Annotated in this window: 18 protein-coding genes; 16 read left to right on the plus strand and 2 right to left on the minus strand. The window is 64.5% G+C overall.

Annotation, left to right across the window (positions count from 1 at the left end; genetic code table 11):
- Positions 1 to 851, minus strand: an 851-nt coding sequence (locus K7W03_RS13305; protein ID WP_222886534.1) for a hypothetical protein, incomplete at its 3' end; no start/stop codon positions are given.
- A gap of 461 nt (positions 852 to 1312) precedes the next feature.
- The gene (locus K7W03_RS13310) at positions 1313 to 2311 is read right to left on the minus strand and encodes an IS110 family transposase (RefSeq protein ID WP_020819418.1); all 999 of its coding nucleotides are present in this window, start codon (positions 2309 to 2311) and stop codon (positions 1313 to 1315) included.
- A 72-nt stretch (positions 2312 to 2383) separates the two neighbouring features.
- Here K7W03_RS13310 and K7W03_RS13315 point away from each other — a divergent pair, with 72 nt between their 5' ends.
- The 16 genes from K7W03_RS13315 (at position 2384) to K7W03_RS13390 (ending at position 17504) form a co-directional block, all read left to right on the plus strand.
- Positions 2384 to 2623: a hypothetical protein gene (locus K7W03_RS13315; protein WP_020819419.1), complete on the plus strand. Its 240-nt coding sequence runs from the start codon at positions 2384 to 2386 to the stop codon at positions 2621 to 2623.
- Complete coding sequence (locus K7W03_RS13320; protein WP_025160948.1) at positions 2616 to 2891, plus strand: hypothetical protein; 276 nt, start codon at positions 2616 to 2618, stop codon at positions 2889 to 2891. The genes K7W03_RS13315 and K7W03_RS13320 overlap by 8 nt, the downstream gene beginning before the upstream one ends.
- A gap of 4 nt (positions 2892 to 2895) precedes the next feature.
- Positions 2896 to 3066 carry a hypothetical protein gene (locus K7W03_RS13325; RefSeq protein ID WP_020819421.1) on the plus strand — a complete coding sequence of 57 codons (171 nt, stop codon included), beginning with the start codon at positions 2896 to 2898 and terminating at the stop codon, positions 3064 to 3066.
- Positions 3067 to 3164: 98 nt separating this feature from the next.
- Entirely contained in the window at positions 3165 to 3431 is a 267-nt protein-coding gene (locus K7W03_RS13330) for a hypothetical protein (protein ID WP_025160949.1), read from the plus strand.
- 192 nt (positions 3432 to 3623) lie between these two features.
- Positions 3624 to 4964: a ferric reductase-like transmembrane domain-containing protein gene (locus K7W03_RS13335; RefSeq protein WP_020819423.1), complete on the plus strand. Its 1341-nt coding sequence runs from the start codon at positions 3624 to 3626 to the stop codon at positions 4962 to 4964.
- A gap of 81 nt (positions 4965 to 5045) precedes the next feature.
- Complete coding sequence (locus tag K7W03_RS13340; protein ID WP_020819424.1) at positions 5046 to 5441, plus strand: hypothetical protein; 396 nt, start codon at positions 5046 to 5048, stop codon at positions 5439 to 5441.
- A gap of 63 nt (positions 5442 to 5504) precedes the next feature.
- Positions 5505 to 7649 carry a TonB-dependent receptor gene (locus K7W03_RS13345; protein ID WP_020819425.1) on the plus strand — a complete coding sequence of 715 codons (2145 nt, stop codon included), beginning with the start codon at positions 5505 to 5507 and terminating at the stop codon, positions 7647 to 7649.
- A gap of 372 nt (positions 7650 to 8021) precedes the next feature.
- Complete coding sequence (locus tag K7W03_RS13350; RefSeq protein ID WP_021223103.1) at positions 8022 to 8354, plus strand: energy transducer TonB; 333 nt, start codon at positions 8022 to 8024, stop codon at positions 8352 to 8354.
- 78 nt (positions 8355 to 8432) lie between these two features.
- Positions 8433 to 9134: a VIT family protein gene (locus tag K7W03_RS13355; RefSeq protein WP_020819427.1), complete on the plus strand. Its 702-nt coding sequence runs from the start codon at positions 8433 to 8435 to the stop codon at positions 9132 to 9134.
- Positions 9135 to 9205: 71 nt separating this feature from the next.
- Entirely contained in the window at positions 9206 to 9940 is a 735-nt protein-coding gene (locus K7W03_RS13360) for a cytochrome b/b6 domain-containing protein (protein ID WP_020819428.1), read from the plus strand.
- Between the two features lie 85 nt (positions 9941 to 10025).
- The gene (locus K7W03_RS13365; RefSeq protein ID WP_020819429.1) at positions 10026 to 10703 is read left to right on the plus strand and encodes a response regulator transcription factor; all 678 of its coding nucleotides are present in this window, start codon (positions 10026 to 10028) and stop codon (positions 10701 to 10703) included.
- Positions 10700 to 11716 carry a sensor histidine kinase gene (locus tag K7W03_RS13370; RefSeq protein WP_037485648.1) on the plus strand — a complete coding sequence of 339 codons (1017 nt, stop codon included), beginning with the start codon at positions 10700 to 10702 and terminating at the stop codon, positions 11714 to 11716. Before K7W03_RS13365 ends, K7W03_RS13370 begins: the two co-directional genes overlap by 4 nt.
- Positions 11717 to 11774: 58 nt before the next feature.
- A complete protein-coding gene (locus K7W03_RS13375) occupies positions 11775 to 12887 on the plus strand; it encodes an efflux RND transporter periplasmic adaptor subunit (protein WP_037485649.1) in 1113 nt (370 codons plus the stop codon).
- Between the two features lie 9 nt (positions 12888 to 12896).
- Positions 12897 to 15968: an efflux RND transporter permease subunit gene (locus K7W03_RS13380; protein WP_037485651.1), complete on the plus strand. Its 3072-nt coding sequence runs from the start codon at positions 12897 to 12899 to the stop codon at positions 15966 to 15968.
- Positions 15961 to 16260: a DUF3240 family protein gene (locus tag K7W03_RS13385; RefSeq protein ID WP_020819433.1), complete on the plus strand. Its 300-nt coding sequence runs from the start codon at positions 15961 to 15963 to the stop codon at positions 16258 to 16260. Before K7W03_RS13380 ends, K7W03_RS13385 begins: the two co-directional genes overlap by 8 nt.
- Positions 16257 to 17504, plus strand: a complete 1248-nt coding sequence (locus tag K7W03_RS13390) for a TolC family protein (protein WP_020819434.1) — start codon at positions 16257 to 16259, stop codon at positions 17502 to 17504. The genes K7W03_RS13385 and K7W03_RS13390 overlap by 4 nt, the downstream gene beginning before the upstream one ends.
- Positions 17505 to 17511: the final 7 nt, after the last annotated feature.

Consider the following 17511-nt stretch of genomic DNA (forward strand, 5'->3'; position numbering starts at 1 on the left):
ATAATGCGCAGCAACGCGGTTAGAAAACGGCGTAATTCTCGTGCATAGCTGACTTCCTTCGCATTATTCCAACCTCGCGATAATATGCCGCGCATGCGGGCTGGGATCCCGAATGCCGCAAGCCTGGCCCACTCGATGCGGGCGCCGAAGCCTATGATCACGGCTTTTGCGATGGTGGCGGCAACCGCGATGACCTCTTCGACACCGCGCGCCGCGCCTTGATGGTGGATCGCACACCAACGTCTTCGGCCATTTTGCCCGCGCGGCCTCGTCCCAGCGAATGGCTCAAGCCGACTGACGTGCCGCGGCCGGCACGCTGGCATCGTCGCCTCCTCCTGATCGGTGCGCCCGAAGCCGGACTGGTCGCCGCGCCGGCAAAAACGGCCCTGCTTCGTCCGGCTCTCGATTCCTGCTCGGGCTGCGGGGAGGCGACCATCGTCGTCATTTCCGGAGCCGGTTTTCACCCTCTCGATAGAGCCGATACGGCGCTGCCCCTCGGTGGTCCCGAAGCACTGGAGGTACTCGCGTCCGATCGCGCACTCCAGGCCTGCTTGCGGGCGCTGCTCGGTGATCGCGACTTTGATGACATCCTTGTCGCTGCCCAAGGGTATTATCTGGCTTTGCTCGATGCACATGCTGCAGCGCTTCCGCTTTGCCGGACAATGGAACGAACGCGGAACACCGCGCTCCAGCAACGGACGCACTTTCGTATCTGGCTCGACCGTGGGTTTCTCGCGGGCCAGACGGTCGGGGCAGGCCACATTCGTTGGGGCAAGGCCGTCAATGGCCTGACGGGCCGGCTCGGAGAATTTACGGCCCGTTATGCCGGCAAGCTTCCCCCGCGCGGCCACCGCATCGTCATCGAAACCGCCGACGGTAAGCCTGCCGCGGGCTTCGTCACGGCGCGAGGCGAGCCATTGGCATGGGAAACCGTCATCGCAAATCGCGCCCGTCTGCGCAGCACGATGGCAGCGCGCCTGCGGGCATTCGGCGGTGCAACGCGGCTGGCATGGCCAAGGCCAGCAAACACGTCAATCCAGGGAAGGAACGATTCTATGGACGCCTCCCGCGCAAGGTAGTTTCTCGATGTTGCTCCGGCATTGGATGCGTGAATCTATCCGGCCTGTTGATTGAGGTGTTTTCGCCCCTGGCCATGATGGGAATCCGCGCGGTTCAGTGCCTTTTAAGATGAGCGGCCTCGAGGGCCATCGTTCCTTACAGGCTGTGAAGCGGCGGTCCGTGCCGTTACACCATCAAGTCTTCACCTCGCATTTGTAACCTCTGATCAGATTGCGGCCCGCTGCCCGAACGGTCACGCCATTTTGTAACTTTCGCCGCTTCGCAACATCGCCCAGGCCATGCGAGCAGTCTTGTTTGCCATGGCGACGAGTGTCTTGTTGTGGCCTGCCCTTGATTGCAGTTCCTGCGCCCATTTTGAACGCCGGTCGTCATGCTTGGCGATCCGCAGCAACGCAGACCGTGCACCATGTATCAGCTGGCGCCTCAGGTAATGATTGGCTCTGTTCCCGATACCACCGAGCCTTGGCTTTCCGCCGGTCGTGTATTGTCGCGGAACCAGTCCAATCCAGGCAGAAAGGGCTCGGCCGGATGCGAAGTGTCGGCCATCGTCAATTGCGGCGATGAGGGAGGTTGCGACAATCGGTCCTACCCCCGGCAGCGTAGTCAGACGTTTGCAACGATCGTCTCTCCGGCAGATATCAACCAGCATGTCATCCAGAGTGGATACTCTGGCATCCAAGTCGCGATACTCCTCGACGAGCTTCAGGAACAGGTCCTTCGCCAAGTGCGATAGTTCGGCAATTTCGATCATCTTGTCGACCTGCAGCCGGAACCGGGACGCACCTGCCGGCATGACGACGCCATACTCGGCCAAAAGACCACGAGTGTGATTGATCAACGCGGTGCGCTGCACGATCAGTCTGTCACGCGTTCGGTGCAGAGCTTGCAGATCCTGCTGTTCGACGCTCTTCAGCGGCACGAACCGCATGGTTGGCCTGTTGGCAGCTTCGAAAATGGCTTCGGCATCAACCGCATCATTCTTCGATCCCTTCACGAATGGCTTGACGAAACGCGGATGGATCAGGCGAACGGCATAACTCAGCGCCTCGAAGACGCGGCCCCAGTGGTGTGAACTGGCGCAGGCTTCCATCGCGACCGACTGCGGTTGCAATCTGGTCACCGCATCGACCAGCTTTGCCCTGCTAACCTTCCGCGAGATTACCTCACCTTCGCAAGTGATCCCGTAGATGTGAAAAGACTGCTTGCCCAAATCGATCGCTAGCATTTGCATGTGATGAACTCCTCTTCCCGGTCGCTGTGGCAACATGCTCGGCCCGCTTGCGGGAGGCGTCCATCCCATAAGATGAAAATCCGAAAGGTGACTATTGGCGTCACGCTGTTGATGCATGACAGCGATGAGGATCGCCTCTCGACCATGAGCCTCGCCCGTATCGGCGAGGAAATGGACTTCGGTGACATGGTTGGCGCCTTCGCCATCACATCCGCCGACGATGTCCCACCCCATGCCCTGCAGGCTGAACTCACCGCGCTCGGCAACGACGGCACCTTCTTTGACGACAGGATGGAGCACGCAGATGACTGACGGATCGTCCATGACGAAAGCATGCACAGTCGCCGCAGTGCTGTGCGAGTTGCTCGAGACCCACATGCAGGCATGCGACGTGGGAGGGCGGCCGTCAGGGGATCACCACCATCATATCGTCTCGGCTGTGCATGGAACCCGTGCTGACGTGGAAATCCTCTCCAGCTGTGAAAATGAAGACGGTGTCGAGATCGGGTTGACGCTCAATGATGGCGCCACCTTCCGGATACAGGTTGAGAGCCTGTCCGCATCTCCTGGTCAGGAATAGCCCCATGACCGAGGACGAATTCGATCAACTCGTTGATGATGCGACGCATGCAGTCAACAATCTAATCCCGGATCTCTATCTCGACGGCATGGGCGACACTGCCCATAGCGGTGTGCTTTACGCGATCAATGATGCCCTCAGCACTATATTGCGGGACGTCATCGAACCCCGCTGATGACTTCGGCCTCGATCGGGGCTGACGATGTCGGCCGTGCGCCAAGGCATCTGGGCCTGTCACCCGCGATCATTCCAATGCCTCAAAGGGAGATCAGCATGTCTGCGCCAACCCATTTCGTTCACGTCTATGCCACCGTGCGCGTCAAACTGGGCGTGACCGCACATGACCAGTTTGCAGCAATGAAGGAGGCAGATCGCCTTCTCTTTGCCAACGGTTTCGGTGTTCGTCTGATTCCGAGTGCTACAGGAGTGCTTGAAGCGGACTACGCCGAAGAAGTGTCCGGCTATCTTGTCGACGAAGCGGGCGACCACGAATACGACCGGAGCCGGACCTATGCTGCCGATGGTGCACCCATTTCGTGAAATATGTCACGCTGCGAGGCCTGACACTATCGAATTTGGGTAATGCTCGTCAGGCTTTCGTCAGACTTGTCGGCGATGTTCGCATGCGCCGAGCAAGGGGTTCTGCCTTCTTGTCCGAAATCAATCCCACAGCTGGGCCGATCGCTACAGGGCGAAGGGAACAATTGACGCAAGGGCCGGACAAGGATCGAAATGCGCAACCTGCGACTGACATTCTGGGGCCTGGCCGCCTTGGTCACCATGTTGTGGCTTCTTGCGGACCTGTCCATATTCCGGTCGTCCGGCTTTTTCGCGATCCGCAGCGCGGCGGTGCAGTATAGCGGCGCGCTGGCGATCGCCTGCATGAGCGTCGCGATGATGCTCGCCATCCGCCCCCGCTGGCCCGAACATGGGCTGGGCGGACTGGACAAGATGTATCGTCTCCACAAATGGCTCGGCATCGCGGCACTGGTCACGGCCATCGCGCACTGGCTGTGGGCGAAGGGTCCGAAATGGGCCGTGGGGTGGGGCTGGCTCGAACGACCGTCGCGTGGCCCGCAACCGCCCGCAAGCAATCCTGTCGAGGCCCTGTTCGCCAGTCTCCGCCACACGGCGGAGGGTCTGGGCGAGTGGGCCTTTTATGCCGTGGTTGCGCTGATCGCCGTCGCGCTCATCCAGCGCATTCCCTACCGCTTCTTCTATCGAACGCATCGGCTTCTGGCGCTGGCCTATCTCGTGCTGGTCTTTCATGCCGTGATCCTGACGACGTTCAGCTACTGGCTGTCTCCGTACGGCCTCACGCTGGCGGCGCTGCTTGCTTGCGGCACCGGGGCGGCGATCCTCATTCTGTCGCGCCGCGCAGGCCGGGACCGGCAGGTGCCGGGCAGGATTGCCGCCATCCACCATTATCCGGGCGTGCGGGCGCTCGAGACCATCGTCGACATGGGGGAGGGGTGGCCCGGCCACCGACCCGGCCAGTTCGCCTTTGCCGTGTCGGACCCGGCCGAAGGGCCGCATCCCTATACCATCGCGTCCGCCTGGCGCGAGGATGAGCGGCGGATCACCTTCATCACCAAGGGACTGGGGGATCATACGCGGCGCCTGCCCGAAAAACTCCATGTCGGCCAGGAGATCAGGATCGAGGGGCCTTATGGATGCTTCACATTCGACGATGATAGCGCCCGTCAGATCTGGATCGGTGGCGGGATCGGTATCACGCCGTTCATCGCCCGCATGAAGTATCTGGCCCAGAGTCCCGAAGGCGCGCGCGCGGAGATTGATCTCTTCCACTGCACGGCCGAAGTCGACGAGGAGGCTCTGGGCAAGCTGCAAGCGGATGCGGCGGCTGCCCATATTCGCCTGCATGTTCTGGTCGATGCACGCGATGGCCGCCTCGATGGCGAGCGAATACGCGCCGCCGTGCCGGAATGGCGGGAGGCGAGCCTCTGGTTTTGCGGCCCCCTTGGATTTGGTGAAACGCTGCGCCGGGACTTTGCCGCGCTGGGCTTTCCGGTAGCGAAACGTTTCCATCAGGAGCTGTTCGCGATGCGCTAAGTCAAGGCGATGTATGCGAAAAAATCCGACTTGTCACCTCGACATCAGCAGGACCGATTTCTAAAGACCGCTCCCGTGACCATGATCCGCTCCTTCCTTGCCCGGCATCGCTGGCTGGCCATCTGGCTGGCCGGGGCCGCGCTCATGCTGAAGGTGCTGGTGCCGGCCGGGTTCATGCCGACCGTCTCTTCGGGTACGATATTGGTCCAGCTCTGCTCGGGCCAGGGTCCGCAAACGGTCATGATGGAGCTTCCGGGCAGGTCCGGCGATCATGATCCCGCGGATCACAAGCAGGCCGACATGCCTTGCGCTTTCTCGGGTCTGTCGTCGCCGGCGCTCGCCGCCGCCGACCCGATCCTGCTGGCGCTCGCCATTGCCTTCATCCTGGCGATGGGCTTTCTTGGCCTATCTTTCGCCCTGCCCGGTGCCTCGCCATTTCTGCGGCCTCCGCCAATAGGACCGCCAACAGCCGCCTGATCCCTTTCGCCGTTCGTTTTCAACGGCGCGCGGACCGCCGCGCGCCCGGATCAGGATCCATCCATGTCTGTCATTTCCAAAGCCGCGAGCGCGGCTGCAATATTCTATGGCCTGTCGGCCGCGAGTGCCTTTGCGCAGGATACACAGGTTCTTCCGTCCATCGGGATCGATTCCGAGGATCGCCCTGCCGGTCCCGTGTCGTCCGAGATCCTTTTGCGTGACAAGGTCGCACCCCTGCAATCGGGAACAAGCGATACGGCGGCGCTGATCGGCCGCCTGCCGGGGGGCAGCAGCTTCGGCGCCGGTGGCTTTTCCAGCCTGCCGGTGATCCGGGGCCTCGAAAGCCAGCGGCTGACCATATTGGTCGACGGCGTGCCGATCGACATCGCCTGCACGAATGCGATGAACCCGCCTTTGTCCTACACCGATCCGCAGACGATCGACGCGATCAGCGTCATCACGGGCGTGACGCCGGTCAGCATGGGCGGTGACAGCATCGGCGGCGCGATTTCGGTGGAAACCCTGACACCGCGCTTCGCCAAGGCGGGCAAACGATTGCTGACGGGCGAACTGTCCACCTTCTACCGCAGTAACGGCGACGGCTTCGGCGGCGCACTTTCGATCACGGCGGCAAGCGACCGGCTCAGCCTCAGCTATGCCGGTTCCTTCACCCAGTCCGACAATTACAAGGGCGGCGGCCGTGACGGCACCGTCCGTTCGACTGAATACAAGAAGACGGACCATGCGCTGAGCCTGGCCGCGCAGACCGATATCGGGCTGTTCGAACTGAAGGGCGGCTACCATTTCTCGCCGTACGAGGGCTTTCCCAACCAGTATATGGACATGACATCCAACAAGAGTTGGTATCTGAACGGTCACTGGAAGGGCGCCTTCGACTGGGGCGATCTGGACCTGCGCGCCTTCTATCGCGACACCGATCATCGGATGAACTTCCTGGCGGACAAGGGCGGCACCGCGACCGGCGGCATGCCCATGAACACCGAGGTTCATAGCGCCGGCTATACGCTCAAGGGCGACATTATGCTGTCCAATCGCGACACGCTGCGTCTCGGGAGCGAATTCCACCACCAATGGCTCAATGATTACTGGCCGGCGGTCGCGGGCCACATGATGATGGGGCCCAACACCTATATCAATGTGAACGGCGCGAAGCGCGACCGGCTTGGCACCTTTGCCGAATGGGAGGCGAAGTGGACGCCGCAGCTCACCACGCTGGTCGGCGTGCGCAACGATCAGGTCTGGATGAACACCGGCGAGGTCCAGCCCTATTCCACCTCGATGATGAATATGGCCGACGCGATGGCGGCCACCGCGTTCAACGCCGCGGATCGCAAACGGCATGACAGCAACTGGAGCGCCACGGCCCTTGTCCGCTATGCGCCGAGCGATCAGGCGACGCTCGAATTGGGCTATGCGCGCAAGAGCCGTTCACCGGGCGTCTATGAGCGCTACAGCTGGGGACGCGGTTCGATGTCGAGCCGGATGATCGGCTGGTTCGGTGATGGCAACGGCTATGTCGGCGATCCCACCCTGAAGCCCGAAAGGGCTGATACGATAAGTGCCGCGGTCAGTCTGAAAGGCGCCGGCGCCAATGGCTGGACGCTCAGGATCGCACCCTATTACACGCGCGTCCATGATTATATCGATGTCGTGAAGCTGGCCGATTTCACCAATATGATGGGCACGCCGACGGGGTTCGTGCAGCTTCGGTTCGCCAACCGCGAAGCCGAGCTATATGGCGTCGATGTCTCGGGTTCGCTTGCGCTGTGGCAGTCGTCATCGGCCGGCACGGCGAAACTGACCGCAACGGCAAGCTGGTTGCGCGGGCGCAATCTGGACGACGGCGGGTCGCTCTACCATCAGATGCCGTTCAACGCGACGTTTGCGCTGGAGCATCGGCTCGGGGGCTGGGAGAGCGCGGTCGAACTGACGGTCGTGGCGGACAAGAACCGGGTCGACGCCACGCGCAACGAACCCCGAACGGACGACTATGCGCTCGTCAATCTTCGGACCGGCTATGCCTGGGGCAATTACCGGCTGGGCCTGGATGTCCAGAACCTGTTCGACAAGGGCTATGATCTGCCGCTGGGCGGCATGTCGCTCGGCGATTACAAGGCGACCGGCGACTTGCGGCCGGTGCCTGGTCGTGGCCGCTCCTTCAACATCGGCCTGACTGCGAAATTCTGAGGCATGGCCGCCAGTCCAGCATACCGGCTGGCCCAGGCGAGCGATACGAGGGCTTTCGGGTTCCTCGTGTCGCTTGCCCTGCATGCGGGTGTTCTTGCGGCCTATGGCCTGTGGAGCCACAGTCCGCGTCTAATCCCCGAAAGGCGGGAGGAACCCCGCACGGTCACGATCATGACGCTGCCTTCGCTCGAAACCGAACAGCCGTCTGCCCGCCGGCCGAAAGCCGCCCCCAGACCGGCAAATCAGCTGACGCCCCCCAGTACAACGCCAGCGACACGCGCGCGGCAAGGGCCGCAGGCGTCGCCCGACCGGCCTGCCTCCGATCAGGCTGCCTTGACGCTACCTGTCGCACCGTCGCCCTTGCCTGCCCGCATGAACGTCGACATGCCGCATCCCCAACCTGCTTCGCCGCAGGCTGCGTCATCAACGCTCAGCACTGCGCGTGCGGCCTATCTTCGGCGGTTGTGGGAATGGATTGCCGCCAGACGCCCGGCGGGCCTTCATCTTGAGGGTGAGGCGCTGATTAATTTTTCCATCGGTGCTGACGGCGCCTTGCGCGAGATCTCGCTCGCGCAATCCAGCGGCAATGCGCAGCTTGACCGGCTCGCCCTTCGCACGGTTCGCCTGGCGGCGCCCTTTCCGCGCCCGCCTGAAAGTCTCGGCGTGGGAACGCTCGATTGCGTCCTGCCTTTCCATTTCAATTAGCGCCGGAAATCACATTGCGTCAGGAGCTGGTCAGCAAATGCGGTCATGGTCTTGTGCCGACCCTTGGCTGGAGGACCCATGACCCGCTTGCACGCTCACCCCGAACGACATGCGGTATCACGTATCGGCTGGCTCCGCGCGGCGGTCCTTGGCGCCAATGACGGTATCGTTTCCACAGGAAGCCTCATTGTCGGCGTCGCCGCTTCGGGAACGGACCGATCAGGCATCCTCGTTGCCGGCATCGCGGCGCTTGTCGCCGGCGCCATGTCGATGGCCGCCGGCGAATATGTCTCGGTCAGCTCGCAGGCCGATACCGAGAAGGCGGACCTCGCCCGCGAAACGGCGGAACTGACAACGCAGCCCGGGCTCGAGCGGCAGGAACTGGCGGACATCTATATGGCGCGCGGCCTGGACCCCGATCTTGCGCTCAAGGTTGCCGACCAGCTCATGGCGGACGATGCGCTTGGGGCGCATGCCCGCGATGAGCTGGGAATTTCCGACATATCCACGGCGCGGCCGTTGCAGGCGGCATTCACATCCGCCGCGACGTTCAGCGCCGGGGCGATCATGCCGCTGGCGGTGGTTGCCGCCGCGCCGGGACAGCAATTGATACCGCTCGTCGTCGCCGTTTCGCTTCTGTGCCTCGTGCTGCTCGGGGCGCTTGGCGCGAAGGCGGGCGGGGCCCCTGTCATGCGGTCGATCGTCCGCGTCACGTTCTGGGGCGCCCTGGCGATGGCGTTGACGGCAGGCGTGGGCAGCCTGTTCGGAGCGGCTGTCTGACGTGATCGCTGCCCCGCGTTCGTCAGCGCGCCGTCAGCAATCTCTCTTATGGCCAAAGGCCAAGGAGACAAATGATGCTCATGGCAAAAACGAGCTACAGTGATAGTTTCAGGGTTTGGGATGCCCCGCTCAGGCTTTTCCACTGGCTGCTGGTCGCGGCGATCACGATTGCCTTTTTGTCCTCGGAAGGAGACAGCGGAATCGCGGACTGGCACATGGCGGCAGGCTGGACCGCCGCTGTCCTGCTTGTCTTTCGTCTTGTCTGGGGGTTTATCGGCGGCGAGCATGCGCGTTTTGCCAATTTCGTGCGACCGTCACGCCTTCTGTCCCACGTCCGGGAACTTGTGACGGGTCATCCACAACGCACGATCGGGCACAATCCGCTGGGGGCGCTCGCTGTTCTGGCCATGCTCATTGCAACCGGCGCGGTGCTGTGGACCGGCATCCAGGTCGACGCGGGGCAGGCCGACGAGGATCTTCATGAGGCGATTGCCTATGGCCTGCTGGCGCTCATCGGCGTTCATGTCGCAGCGGTGGTCCTGATGTCCGTCTTCACCCGCGAAAATCTCGCGCGCGCCATGGTTACTGGCCGCAAGAGCGTCGCTCTGCACCCTGGCGCCCACGATGCCCGTCGGCCGGCCGTCGTCGCGGTGCTGCTGGCCGTCCTGGTGATCGGGATGACGGTGTTTGGCATCCTGCGCTACGATTCCGCGGCGTTCAGTGCGCAGTCGCACGGCGAGGCAAAGCAAGGGCATGAAATCGAAGGTGGAACAGCCGTTCAAGGCGAGGATAATGACCGGGATTGAGACGGCCTCTTTCGATCCCCGCGCGGGACTGGTCAGATTGCAGGGCGGGAATTGAGGCGGGATCGTGCTAGGAAAGCCGGCATAGATGCGCGTTCTTGTCATAGAGGATAATGACCGGCTGGCGAAGCTGGTTGCGGACGGCCTTCAGCGCCGGGGCTTTTCGTGCGACATCGCCACGACCCTGTCCGATGCGGACAGCGCACTGGGTGGCGCGGTCTATGACGCGATCATACTCGATCTCGGCCTGCCGGACGGCGATGGCGTCGCCTGGCTGGCGAACCGTCGCCAGTATCGGCAAATGCCGCCCGCGATCATCCAGACCGCGCGCGGCGCGCTGGAGGACCGGGTCACGGGGCTTGACGCCGGCGCCGACGATTATGTCGTCAAGCCTGTCGAGATCGATGAACTGGCCGCGCGCATTCGCGCGTTGCTCCGCCGCCCCGGCCCGCGCGCGCAACCTGTGCTGGAAGCGGGCTGCCTGCGGTTCGACACGGCGGCGCGCACGGCGCACTGCGGGGACTACGCCATCGATCTGTCCCGCAGGGAGGCCGACCTCCTGGAATTGCTGCTACGGCGGGCGGGAACCGTCGTCCGCCGCGAGACGATCGAGGATGCGCTCTACAATTTCAACGAGCCGGTGACGCCCAATGCCGTGGAAGCGGCGGTCTCCCGCTTGCGCCGGAAGCTGGACGAGGCTGGTGCCACTGGCGCGCTCCACACCATCCGCGGCGTCGGCTATATGCTGAAGGATGTCGCGGCGTGACCTATCGGCGCTCCGTGTCGCGCAAACTTGCGCGAGGGCTTGCTCTCGTCGGCCTTGTCGGCACCATCTTGTTGCTTGCAGCGGTCGTCTTTTTCTACAGCCTGACATTCGACGATCTGACGGCGCAGGACGCGCTGATCAAGGCCGTGCGCGAGATGCTGGAGCATGTCGCGCTTCCACTGGTCGTGCTGATGGTGCCCGTCGCCTTCGTCGTGCGGCGCGTGATCCGACAGGCTTTTGGCTCCCTTGAGGAAGCCGCAACCGCGATCGAGGCCGCGCGTGGGCACGAACGCGGCTTTCGCATAGACACGTCCCATCTGCCGGCCGAAGCCCTGCCGTTCACGGATGCCGTCAATGATCTGCTCGGCCGGCTTGACGACGCCGCCATGCGCCAGGAAGCCTTTGCCGCCGATGTCGCGCATGAACTGCGCACGCCGCTCGCGGTGCTGTCGCTCGAATTCGACCGGCTCGATCATGACGACGCCGCGCGCCTCAAGAACGATGTCGCCGGGATGCGCCGCCTGGTCGACCAGCTCATGCTGCTAGCCCAGGTTGATGCCACAGCTGCCGCACAATTCCCGCTGGAATCCGTGTCCCTTGTCGAGATTGCGCGCGATGTCGTCAGCCTTCTTGCCCCGGCCATCATCGCGGAAGGGAAAGCCATCACGCTCGATGTGGGCAGCGGGATCCCAATGGCGCGGGGCCGGCGTGAAGCAATCGCGGCCGCCTTGCGGAACCTTATCGAGAATGCTGTCCGGGTGACGCCGTTGGGAGGCACGGTGAATATACGGGTTGGCCCGGATCCGGTGATTGCGGTGGGCGATGGCGGAGAGGGCCTTTCACCCGAACGCCTTCGCGAACTTGTGCGGCGGCACAGCCGGGCGGACCATGCCAGCACCAACGGCGCCGGGCTTGGCCTGGCGATCGTCGACCGGATCATGGCGGCGCACGGCGGACGGCTGACCACCGATCCCGCCGTGCGGGAATTGTCCCTGCATTTCCCCAGCGCCTGAAGCGCCGAGCATTGCGACCCGTCAGGGTCTCGTCAGTTTCGCGCACTAGGCGAAGCCCATGTCGAAGCGGAATTATATCCTTGCCGGCTTTGCCGTCATCGCGCTGGCGCTTGGGATCTGGTGGCTTGCCGGGTCCGGCACGGCGCCTGAACCAGCCCCTTCATCCCCCGAAGCCGGGAAAGCGGCGCCGGGCGTTCTGCCCGTTGACCGCAGGCAGGCCGCGCAGCTTGGTATCCGCCTGGCGCCCGCCCTCACCGCGAGCGAAGCCCCCATCGCCGTCATTCCGGCGGTGATCCAGCCGCCCGCCAATGCGCGCGTGGCCGTGGCCGCGACCTTTCCCGGCGTGGTCATGCGGACGCTGGTGGTTGAAGGCGATACCGTCCGGCAGGGCCAGCCGCTCGCGGTTATTTCCAGCCGCGACGTGCTGACGATGGGGGCCGACCTGACGCGCGCCAATGCGCGGGCAGGGGTCGCGCGGTCGAACGCGGCCCGGCTCTCGCAGCTTGCCCGCGAAGGCATCATCGCCGGCGCGCGCGCTGATGAAGCCCATGCACTGGCGGCCGAAGCAGGCGCCGATGTCGCCGAAAAGGCGCGCATCCTCAAAATGGTCAATGGCGAGGGGAGGGGCGGCACCTATACGCTGACCGCGCCGATCGCCGGGCGCGTCACGACCGCCAACATCCAGACGGGCAATCCCGTGGACGGAACCACCGCGCCTTATGTGATCGACGCCGCCAACCGCTATGAGGTTGTCGGCCAGTTGCCCGAGCGGCTCGTCGGCGCGGTCCGGCCCGGCATGACCGTAGTGATCGAACCCGACATCGCCGGGCGCGTCACCGCCGTTGGCTCGACGATAGACCCCGCCACCCGTTCCGCCATGCTCAAGGCCGAGATTCCCGCCGGGCCGGGCATCGTCGCGGGGCGCACGACCAGCATGTCGCTGTCCGGCCCGGCGCCGGCCGGCGCCGTCAGCGTGCCTTCCGGCGCGACCGCCATGATCGGGGACAAGACTATCGTCTTCGTCGCCACCGGCGGCGGATATGCGATCCGCGACGTGAAGATAGGCGGTTCCGTTGGGGGACAGACCGTGCTGCTGTCCGGCGTCAGGCCGGGCGAGCAGGTGGTCGTTTCCGGCACGAGCGCGCTCAAGGCGCTCGCTTTGTCGCGATAGGTCCGGGCCATGTTGCGTTCGCTGGTCGCCGCCTCGCTCTCCTGGCGCCTGCTCGTCATCGCGCTGGCGCTGGCCGTTGCCGGGCTGGGCACCTGGGCCTTCATGACGCTTCCCGTCGATGCCTATCCGAACATCGCCCAGACGCAGGTGAAGATCATCCTCAAGGCGCCGGGCATGACGCCCGAGGAGGTGGAAAGCCGCGTCATCACACCGATCGAGATGGAAATGCTCGGCATTCCCGATCAGGCGATCCTGCGCTCCACCGCCAAATACGCCATCGCCGACATCACCATCGATTTTGTCGACGGCACCGACATCTATTGGGCGCGCCAGCAGGTGGCGGAGCGACTGTCGAATGTGATGCGCGATCTGCCCGCGTCGGTCAGCGGCGGCCTTGCGCCGATCTCTACGCCGCTTTCGGACATCTACATGTTCACGATCGAGGGGCCGCTCTCGCTACAGGAGAAGCGCGAACTGCTCGACTGGACCATCCGTCCGGCGCTGCGCACCGTTCCCGGCGTCGCTGACGTGAACGCGCTGGGCGGCTATGTGCGGACCTTCGAGGTCAGGCCCGATCCTGTTGCGCTTGCGGCGGCAGGCCTCTCCATCGCGGACATCGAGACGGCGATCGAAAGCGGCAACCGCAACGATGGCGCGGGACGCCTGAAAAGCGGCGAGGAATCTCTGATCGTGCGCGCGGTCGGCGCAATCCGGTCGGTCGAGGATCTCCAGCAACTCGTTGTCGTCAGCCGGAACGACCGCATCGTTCGGCTGGGCGATGTCGCGACGGTCGGCACCGGCAGTCTGACGCGCTATGGCGCGGTGAGCAAGAATGGGCGGGCCGAAGCCGTGCAGGGGCTGGTGATCGCACTGCGCGGGGCCGATGCGCGGCAGGTGGTCGATGGTGTCCGCGCCCGCCTCGCGGAAATCGAAAGCACATTGCCCGCCGGCACCCATGTCGATGTCTTTTACGATCGGTCCGACCTGATCGCGCGCGCCGTCGGCACGGTCGAGAAAGCCCTGCTCGAAGCGGCCGTCCTTGTCGTCGTGCTGCTCATTCTGTTCCTGGGCGACTGGCGCGCGGCGGCGATTGTCGCCGTCACCCTGCCGCTGGCGGCGCTCATCACCTTTCTGTTCATGCAGGGCATGGGCCTGTCCGCCAATCTCATGAGCCTTGGGGGCCTGGCTATCGCCATCGGCCTGCTGGTCGACGGGTCGATCGTGGTGGTGGAAAATATCGTCGAACGGCTCGGCCGGGCGCATGAGGAGGGAACCCCGCGCCTTAACCTCGTCTATCAGGCGGCAAGCGAAGTCATCGTGCCGGTCTCGGCCGGGATCGCCATCATTGCGCTGGTCTTCCTGCCGCTGCTGTCATTGCAGGGCCTCGAAGGCAAATTGTTCGCGCCGGTTGCGCTCACCATCGTCTTCGCGCTCGCCGGTTCGCTGCTGCTCGCGCTCACCCTGGTCCCCGTGCTTGCATCCTTTGGCCTTAAAAGCGGCCATCATGGCGAGCCGTGGCTGATGCGCCAGCTCGGCCCTCGCTACCGGGGGCTTCTCGACGGCGCCTTCGCGCGCAAGCGGCTGGTCTACGGGCTGTCGGCGGCGGGGCTCGTCCTCGCCGGCATCGCCTATGGCGCGGTCGGCAAGACCTTCATGCCGACGATGGATGAAGGGTCGATCATCGTCCAGCTCACCAAGCTGCCCTCCATCGATCTCGACCAGTCGGTCCAGGGCGACATGGCCGCGCAGCGCGCGCTGATGCGCGTGCCGGAAGTGCAGGACGTGATTGCGCGCGTCGGATCGGACGAAATCGGCCTCGATCCGATGAGCCCCAATGAAACCGACAACTTCGTCCGCCTGAAGCCGCGCTCCGAATGGCGCGGCGACAAGGATCTCATCGTCGAGGACATGCGCAAGGCGATGGCGGACCTGCCCGGCATCGAGCCGAGCTTCACCCAGCCGATCGAGATGCGCGTTTCCGAAATGCTGACCGGCGCGCGCGGCGATCTTGCCGTCAAGATCTTCGGGCCGGATCTGGCGACGCTGGGCGAACTTGCAGATCAGGTGCAGCAGATATTGTCGAACGTCGATGGCGCCTCCGAAGTGCTGACCGTCGCCAATGACCGCGTTGATTATCTCCAGCTCGACATCGACCGCGCCGCCGCCGGGCGCTTCGGGATGCCGGTCGACCGCATACAGGATGCGCTGCGCGCGCAGGTCGAAGGCGCCCATGTCGGTATCGTCGCCGATGGCCAGAAGCGCGTGCCGATCGTCATTCGCGGCGACGAGGCGCTGCGCGCCGATCCCGCCCGTTTTGCCGATCTGCAATTGCATACGCCGACCGGCATAGTCGCCCGGGTCAGCGACATGGCGCGGATCGAGCGGACCGAGGGGCCGGTCAAGCTCGACCATGAGAACGGGTCGCGCTTTGCGCTGGTGCAGGCGTTCGTCTCGGGGCGCGACCTGGTCGGCTATGTCGATGAAGCGAGAGGCGAGGTCGGCGCGAAGGTCAAACTGCCCGCCGGCTACAGCATCGTCTGGGGCGGGCAGTTCGAAAACCAGCAGCGCGCCTCGGCCCGGCTGGCGGTCGTGATCCCGATCGCGCTGCTCCTGATCTTCTTCGTTCTGCTGGCGACGCTGCGCTCGATGCGCGCCTCGGTGCTCATCCTTGTCAACATCCCCTTCGCCATGGTCGGCGGGATCGTCTCGCTCTGGGCTTCGGGAGAATATCTGTCGGTTCCCGCCTCGGTGGGCTTTATCGCCCTGCTCGGCATCGCGGTGCTCAACGGACTGGTCATGGTCACCTATTTCCGCCAGCTCCGCGCCGATGGGCGGAGCATGACCGAGACGGTGCGCCTCGGCGCCGAACGGCGCCTGCGTCCCGTCCTGATGACCGCCAGCATCACGGCCTTCGGCCTTGTGCCGCTGCTGTTCGCGACCGGCCCGGGATCGGAGATCCAGCGCCCCCTCGCCATCGTCGTGATCGGCGGCCTCATCACCTCCACCCTGCTGACGCTCATTCTGCTGCCGATCCTGTTCGAGCGTTTCGGCGAAAGCGCGGGAGAAACCGACAATGGCTGACATCCTGCTGACCTTCCATTGCGCCTCGCATGACGCCGATAGCGTGACTGACGCACTCCGCGCCGCCTGCGACGCGCCGATCCATATCGCCGAGCAGGCGGTGCGCGGCTGGGACTTCGGCGACGCCAGCACGGCGGAACGGGTGTCGGGCCTTCTGCGCCGCAACGCGCTGGAACTGATTGTCGATGAGGACGCTCTGGGGACACTGGTTGACGCGGTCACCCAATCGAAGCGGTCGCTGCCAGTGCGCTGGCACGTAGTCCCGGTGTCAGCCCGGGGGAGGATCGCATGAGATCGCCGATCATCCTCGGGGCGCTTGTCGCATTGCTCACACCCGCTGGGGCGCTTGCCCAGCGCGCCGATTTGCCGCCGAGCGAAAAGGTTGCCGAAGCGCTGGACAATCATCCGGCCGTGGCGGCCGCGCGGGCACGGGTGGACGCCGCCCGTGCCGACCGCGACATGCTGGCGAAGGGGACCCATGAGATTGCCGTTACCGGCAGCTATGTTCGCCGCAGCGTGGACAGGGAAGGCGGCTATGACGAGTTCGACGCCACGATCGCCCGACCGTTCCGCCTGCCGGGCAAGGCGGCGCTCGATCGCGAGGCGGGCGCCCTGGGCATAGAGGTCGCGGAAAACCGGATGGAGGATGCCCGGCATCAGACGGCTTTGCTGCTCTCCGGCTATTGGAACGACTGGCTGGTCGCCGGCGCGCTGTATCGCAACGACCTCGATACGGTGCGCTGGCTGGAAAAGGAGCTGTCCGCGCTGCGCCGGCGCGTGGCGCTGCGCGATGCGGCGGCGCTCGATGTTGATCAGGCCATGGCGGCAATGGCTCAGGCCCAGGCCCAGGCCGCGAACTCGCTCGCGGCGCGCGAACAGGCGCGTGTGGCGCTTGCCGCGAATTTTCCAGAAATACCGCTGCCCATCGAGCCGCCGGAAACGTCCGTCGCGATGGTTCCGGCCCAGAGACTTGCGGCGATGCGGGATCTGGTGATCGAACGCAGCCATGAAATCCGCGCCGCCGAGCGCGAGGCGCAGCGGCTGGCGGTCGTTGCGCAGCGTGTTCGCGCGGACCGGATTGCCGATCCGTCCTTCGGCGTCCGGCTGTTCAGTGAGCGGAGCGGCATGGAGCAGGGCGCGGGGGTGGTCATGTCGATGCCGCTGGGCGGCGGTCACAGACGCGCGGCGGCGGACCGGGCTTCCGCGGAAGGCAATGCCGCGCAGCTTGAGCATATGTCCGTCCAGCGGACCGTGAGGGCCATCGCGGATGCCGATCTGTCCAGCGCCACATTGCGGCTGGAGGCGTGGAAAAACACGGATCTGTCAGCGCAAAGCGCCGCTAGTGCGCTGGCCCGAACCGAACGTGGCTACCAGCTCGGCCAGATCGACCTTGCCGACCTGCTCTATGCCCGCCGTCAGGCGGGTGAAGCGCGCCGGTCCGAGATCATGGCGCGATCGGAAGCGGCCCGCGCCCTGCTCAAGCTGGAAATCGATTCGCATAGCCTGTGGGTGGTTCACGATGAGGATGGCGGTTGACGCCAGG

Origin of the sequence: Sphingobium sp. PNB (assembly GCF_019873065.1) — a bacterium.
GTDB classification, from domain to species: Bacteria; Pseudomonadota; Alphaproteobacteria; order Sphingomonadales; family Sphingomonadaceae; genus Sphingobium; species Sphingobium fuliginis.

What these genes read in the sequence shown, in the direction of transcription:
- K7W03_RS13390 (WP_020819434.1), top strand. Translation starts at nt 16,257, where the DNA reads ATGAGATCGCCGATCATCCTCGGGGCGCTTGTCGCATTGCTCACACCC.
- K7W03_RS13385 (WP_020819433.1), top strand. Translation starts at nt 15,961, where the DNA reads ATGGCTGACATCCTGCTGACCTTCCATTGCGCCTCGCATGACGCCGAT.
- K7W03_RS13320 (WP_025160948.1), top strand. Translation starts at nt 2,616, where the DNA reads ATGACTGACGGATCGTCCATGACGAAAGCATGCACAGTCGCCGCAGTG.
- K7W03_RS13315 (WP_020819419.1), top strand. Translation starts at nt 2,384, where the DNA reads ATGAAAATCCGAAAGGTGACTATTGGCGTCACGCTGTTGATGCATGAC.
- K7W03_RS13340 (WP_020819424.1), top strand. Translation starts at nt 5,046, where the DNA reads ATGATCCGCTCCTTCCTTGCCCGGCATCGCTGGCTGGCCATCTGGCTG.
- K7W03_RS13325 (WP_020819421.1), top strand. Translation starts at nt 2,896, where the DNA reads ATGACCGAGGACGAATTCGATCAACTCGTTGATGATGCGACGCATGCA.
- K7W03_RS13355 (WP_020819427.1), top strand. Translation starts at nt 8,433, where the DNA reads ATGACCCGCTTGCACGCTCACCCCGAACGACATGCGGTATCACGTATC.
- K7W03_RS13345 (WP_020819425.1), top strand. Translation starts at nt 5,505, where the DNA reads ATGTCTGTCATTTCCAAAGCCGCGAGCGCGGCTGCAATATTCTATGGC.
- K7W03_RS13350 (WP_021223103.1), top strand. Translation starts at nt 8,022, where the DNA reads ATGAACGTCGACATGCCGCATCCCCAACCTGCTTCGCCGCAGGCTGCG.
- K7W03_RS13330 (WP_025160949.1), top strand. Translation starts at nt 3,165, where the DNA reads ATGTCTGCGCCAACCCATTTCGTTCACGTCTATGCCACCGTGCGCGTC.
- K7W03_RS13380 (WP_037485651.1), top strand. Translation starts at nt 12,897, where the DNA reads ATGTTGCGTTCGCTGGTCGCCGCCTCGCTCTCCTGGCGCCTGCTCGTC.
- K7W03_RS13365 (WP_020819429.1), top strand. Translation starts at nt 10,026, where the DNA reads ATGCGCGTTCTTGTCATAGAGGATAATGACCGGCTGGCGAAGCTGGTT.
- K7W03_RS13310 (WP_020819418.1), bottom strand. Translation starts at nt 2,311, where the DNA reads ATGCAAATGCTAGCGATCGATTTGGGCAAGCAGTCTTTTCACATCTAC.
- K7W03_RS13335 (WP_020819423.1), top strand. Translation starts at nt 3,624, where the DNA reads ATGCGCAACCTGCGACTGACATTCTGGGGCCTGGCCGCCTTGGTCACC.
- K7W03_RS13360 (WP_020819428.1), top strand. Translation starts at nt 9,206, where the DNA reads ATGATGCTCATGGCAAAAACGAGCTACAGTGATAGTTTCAGGGTTTGG.
- K7W03_RS13375 (WP_037485649.1), top strand. Translation starts at nt 11,775, where the DNA reads ATGTCGAAGCGGAATTATATCCTTGCCGGCTTTGCCGTCATCGCGCTG.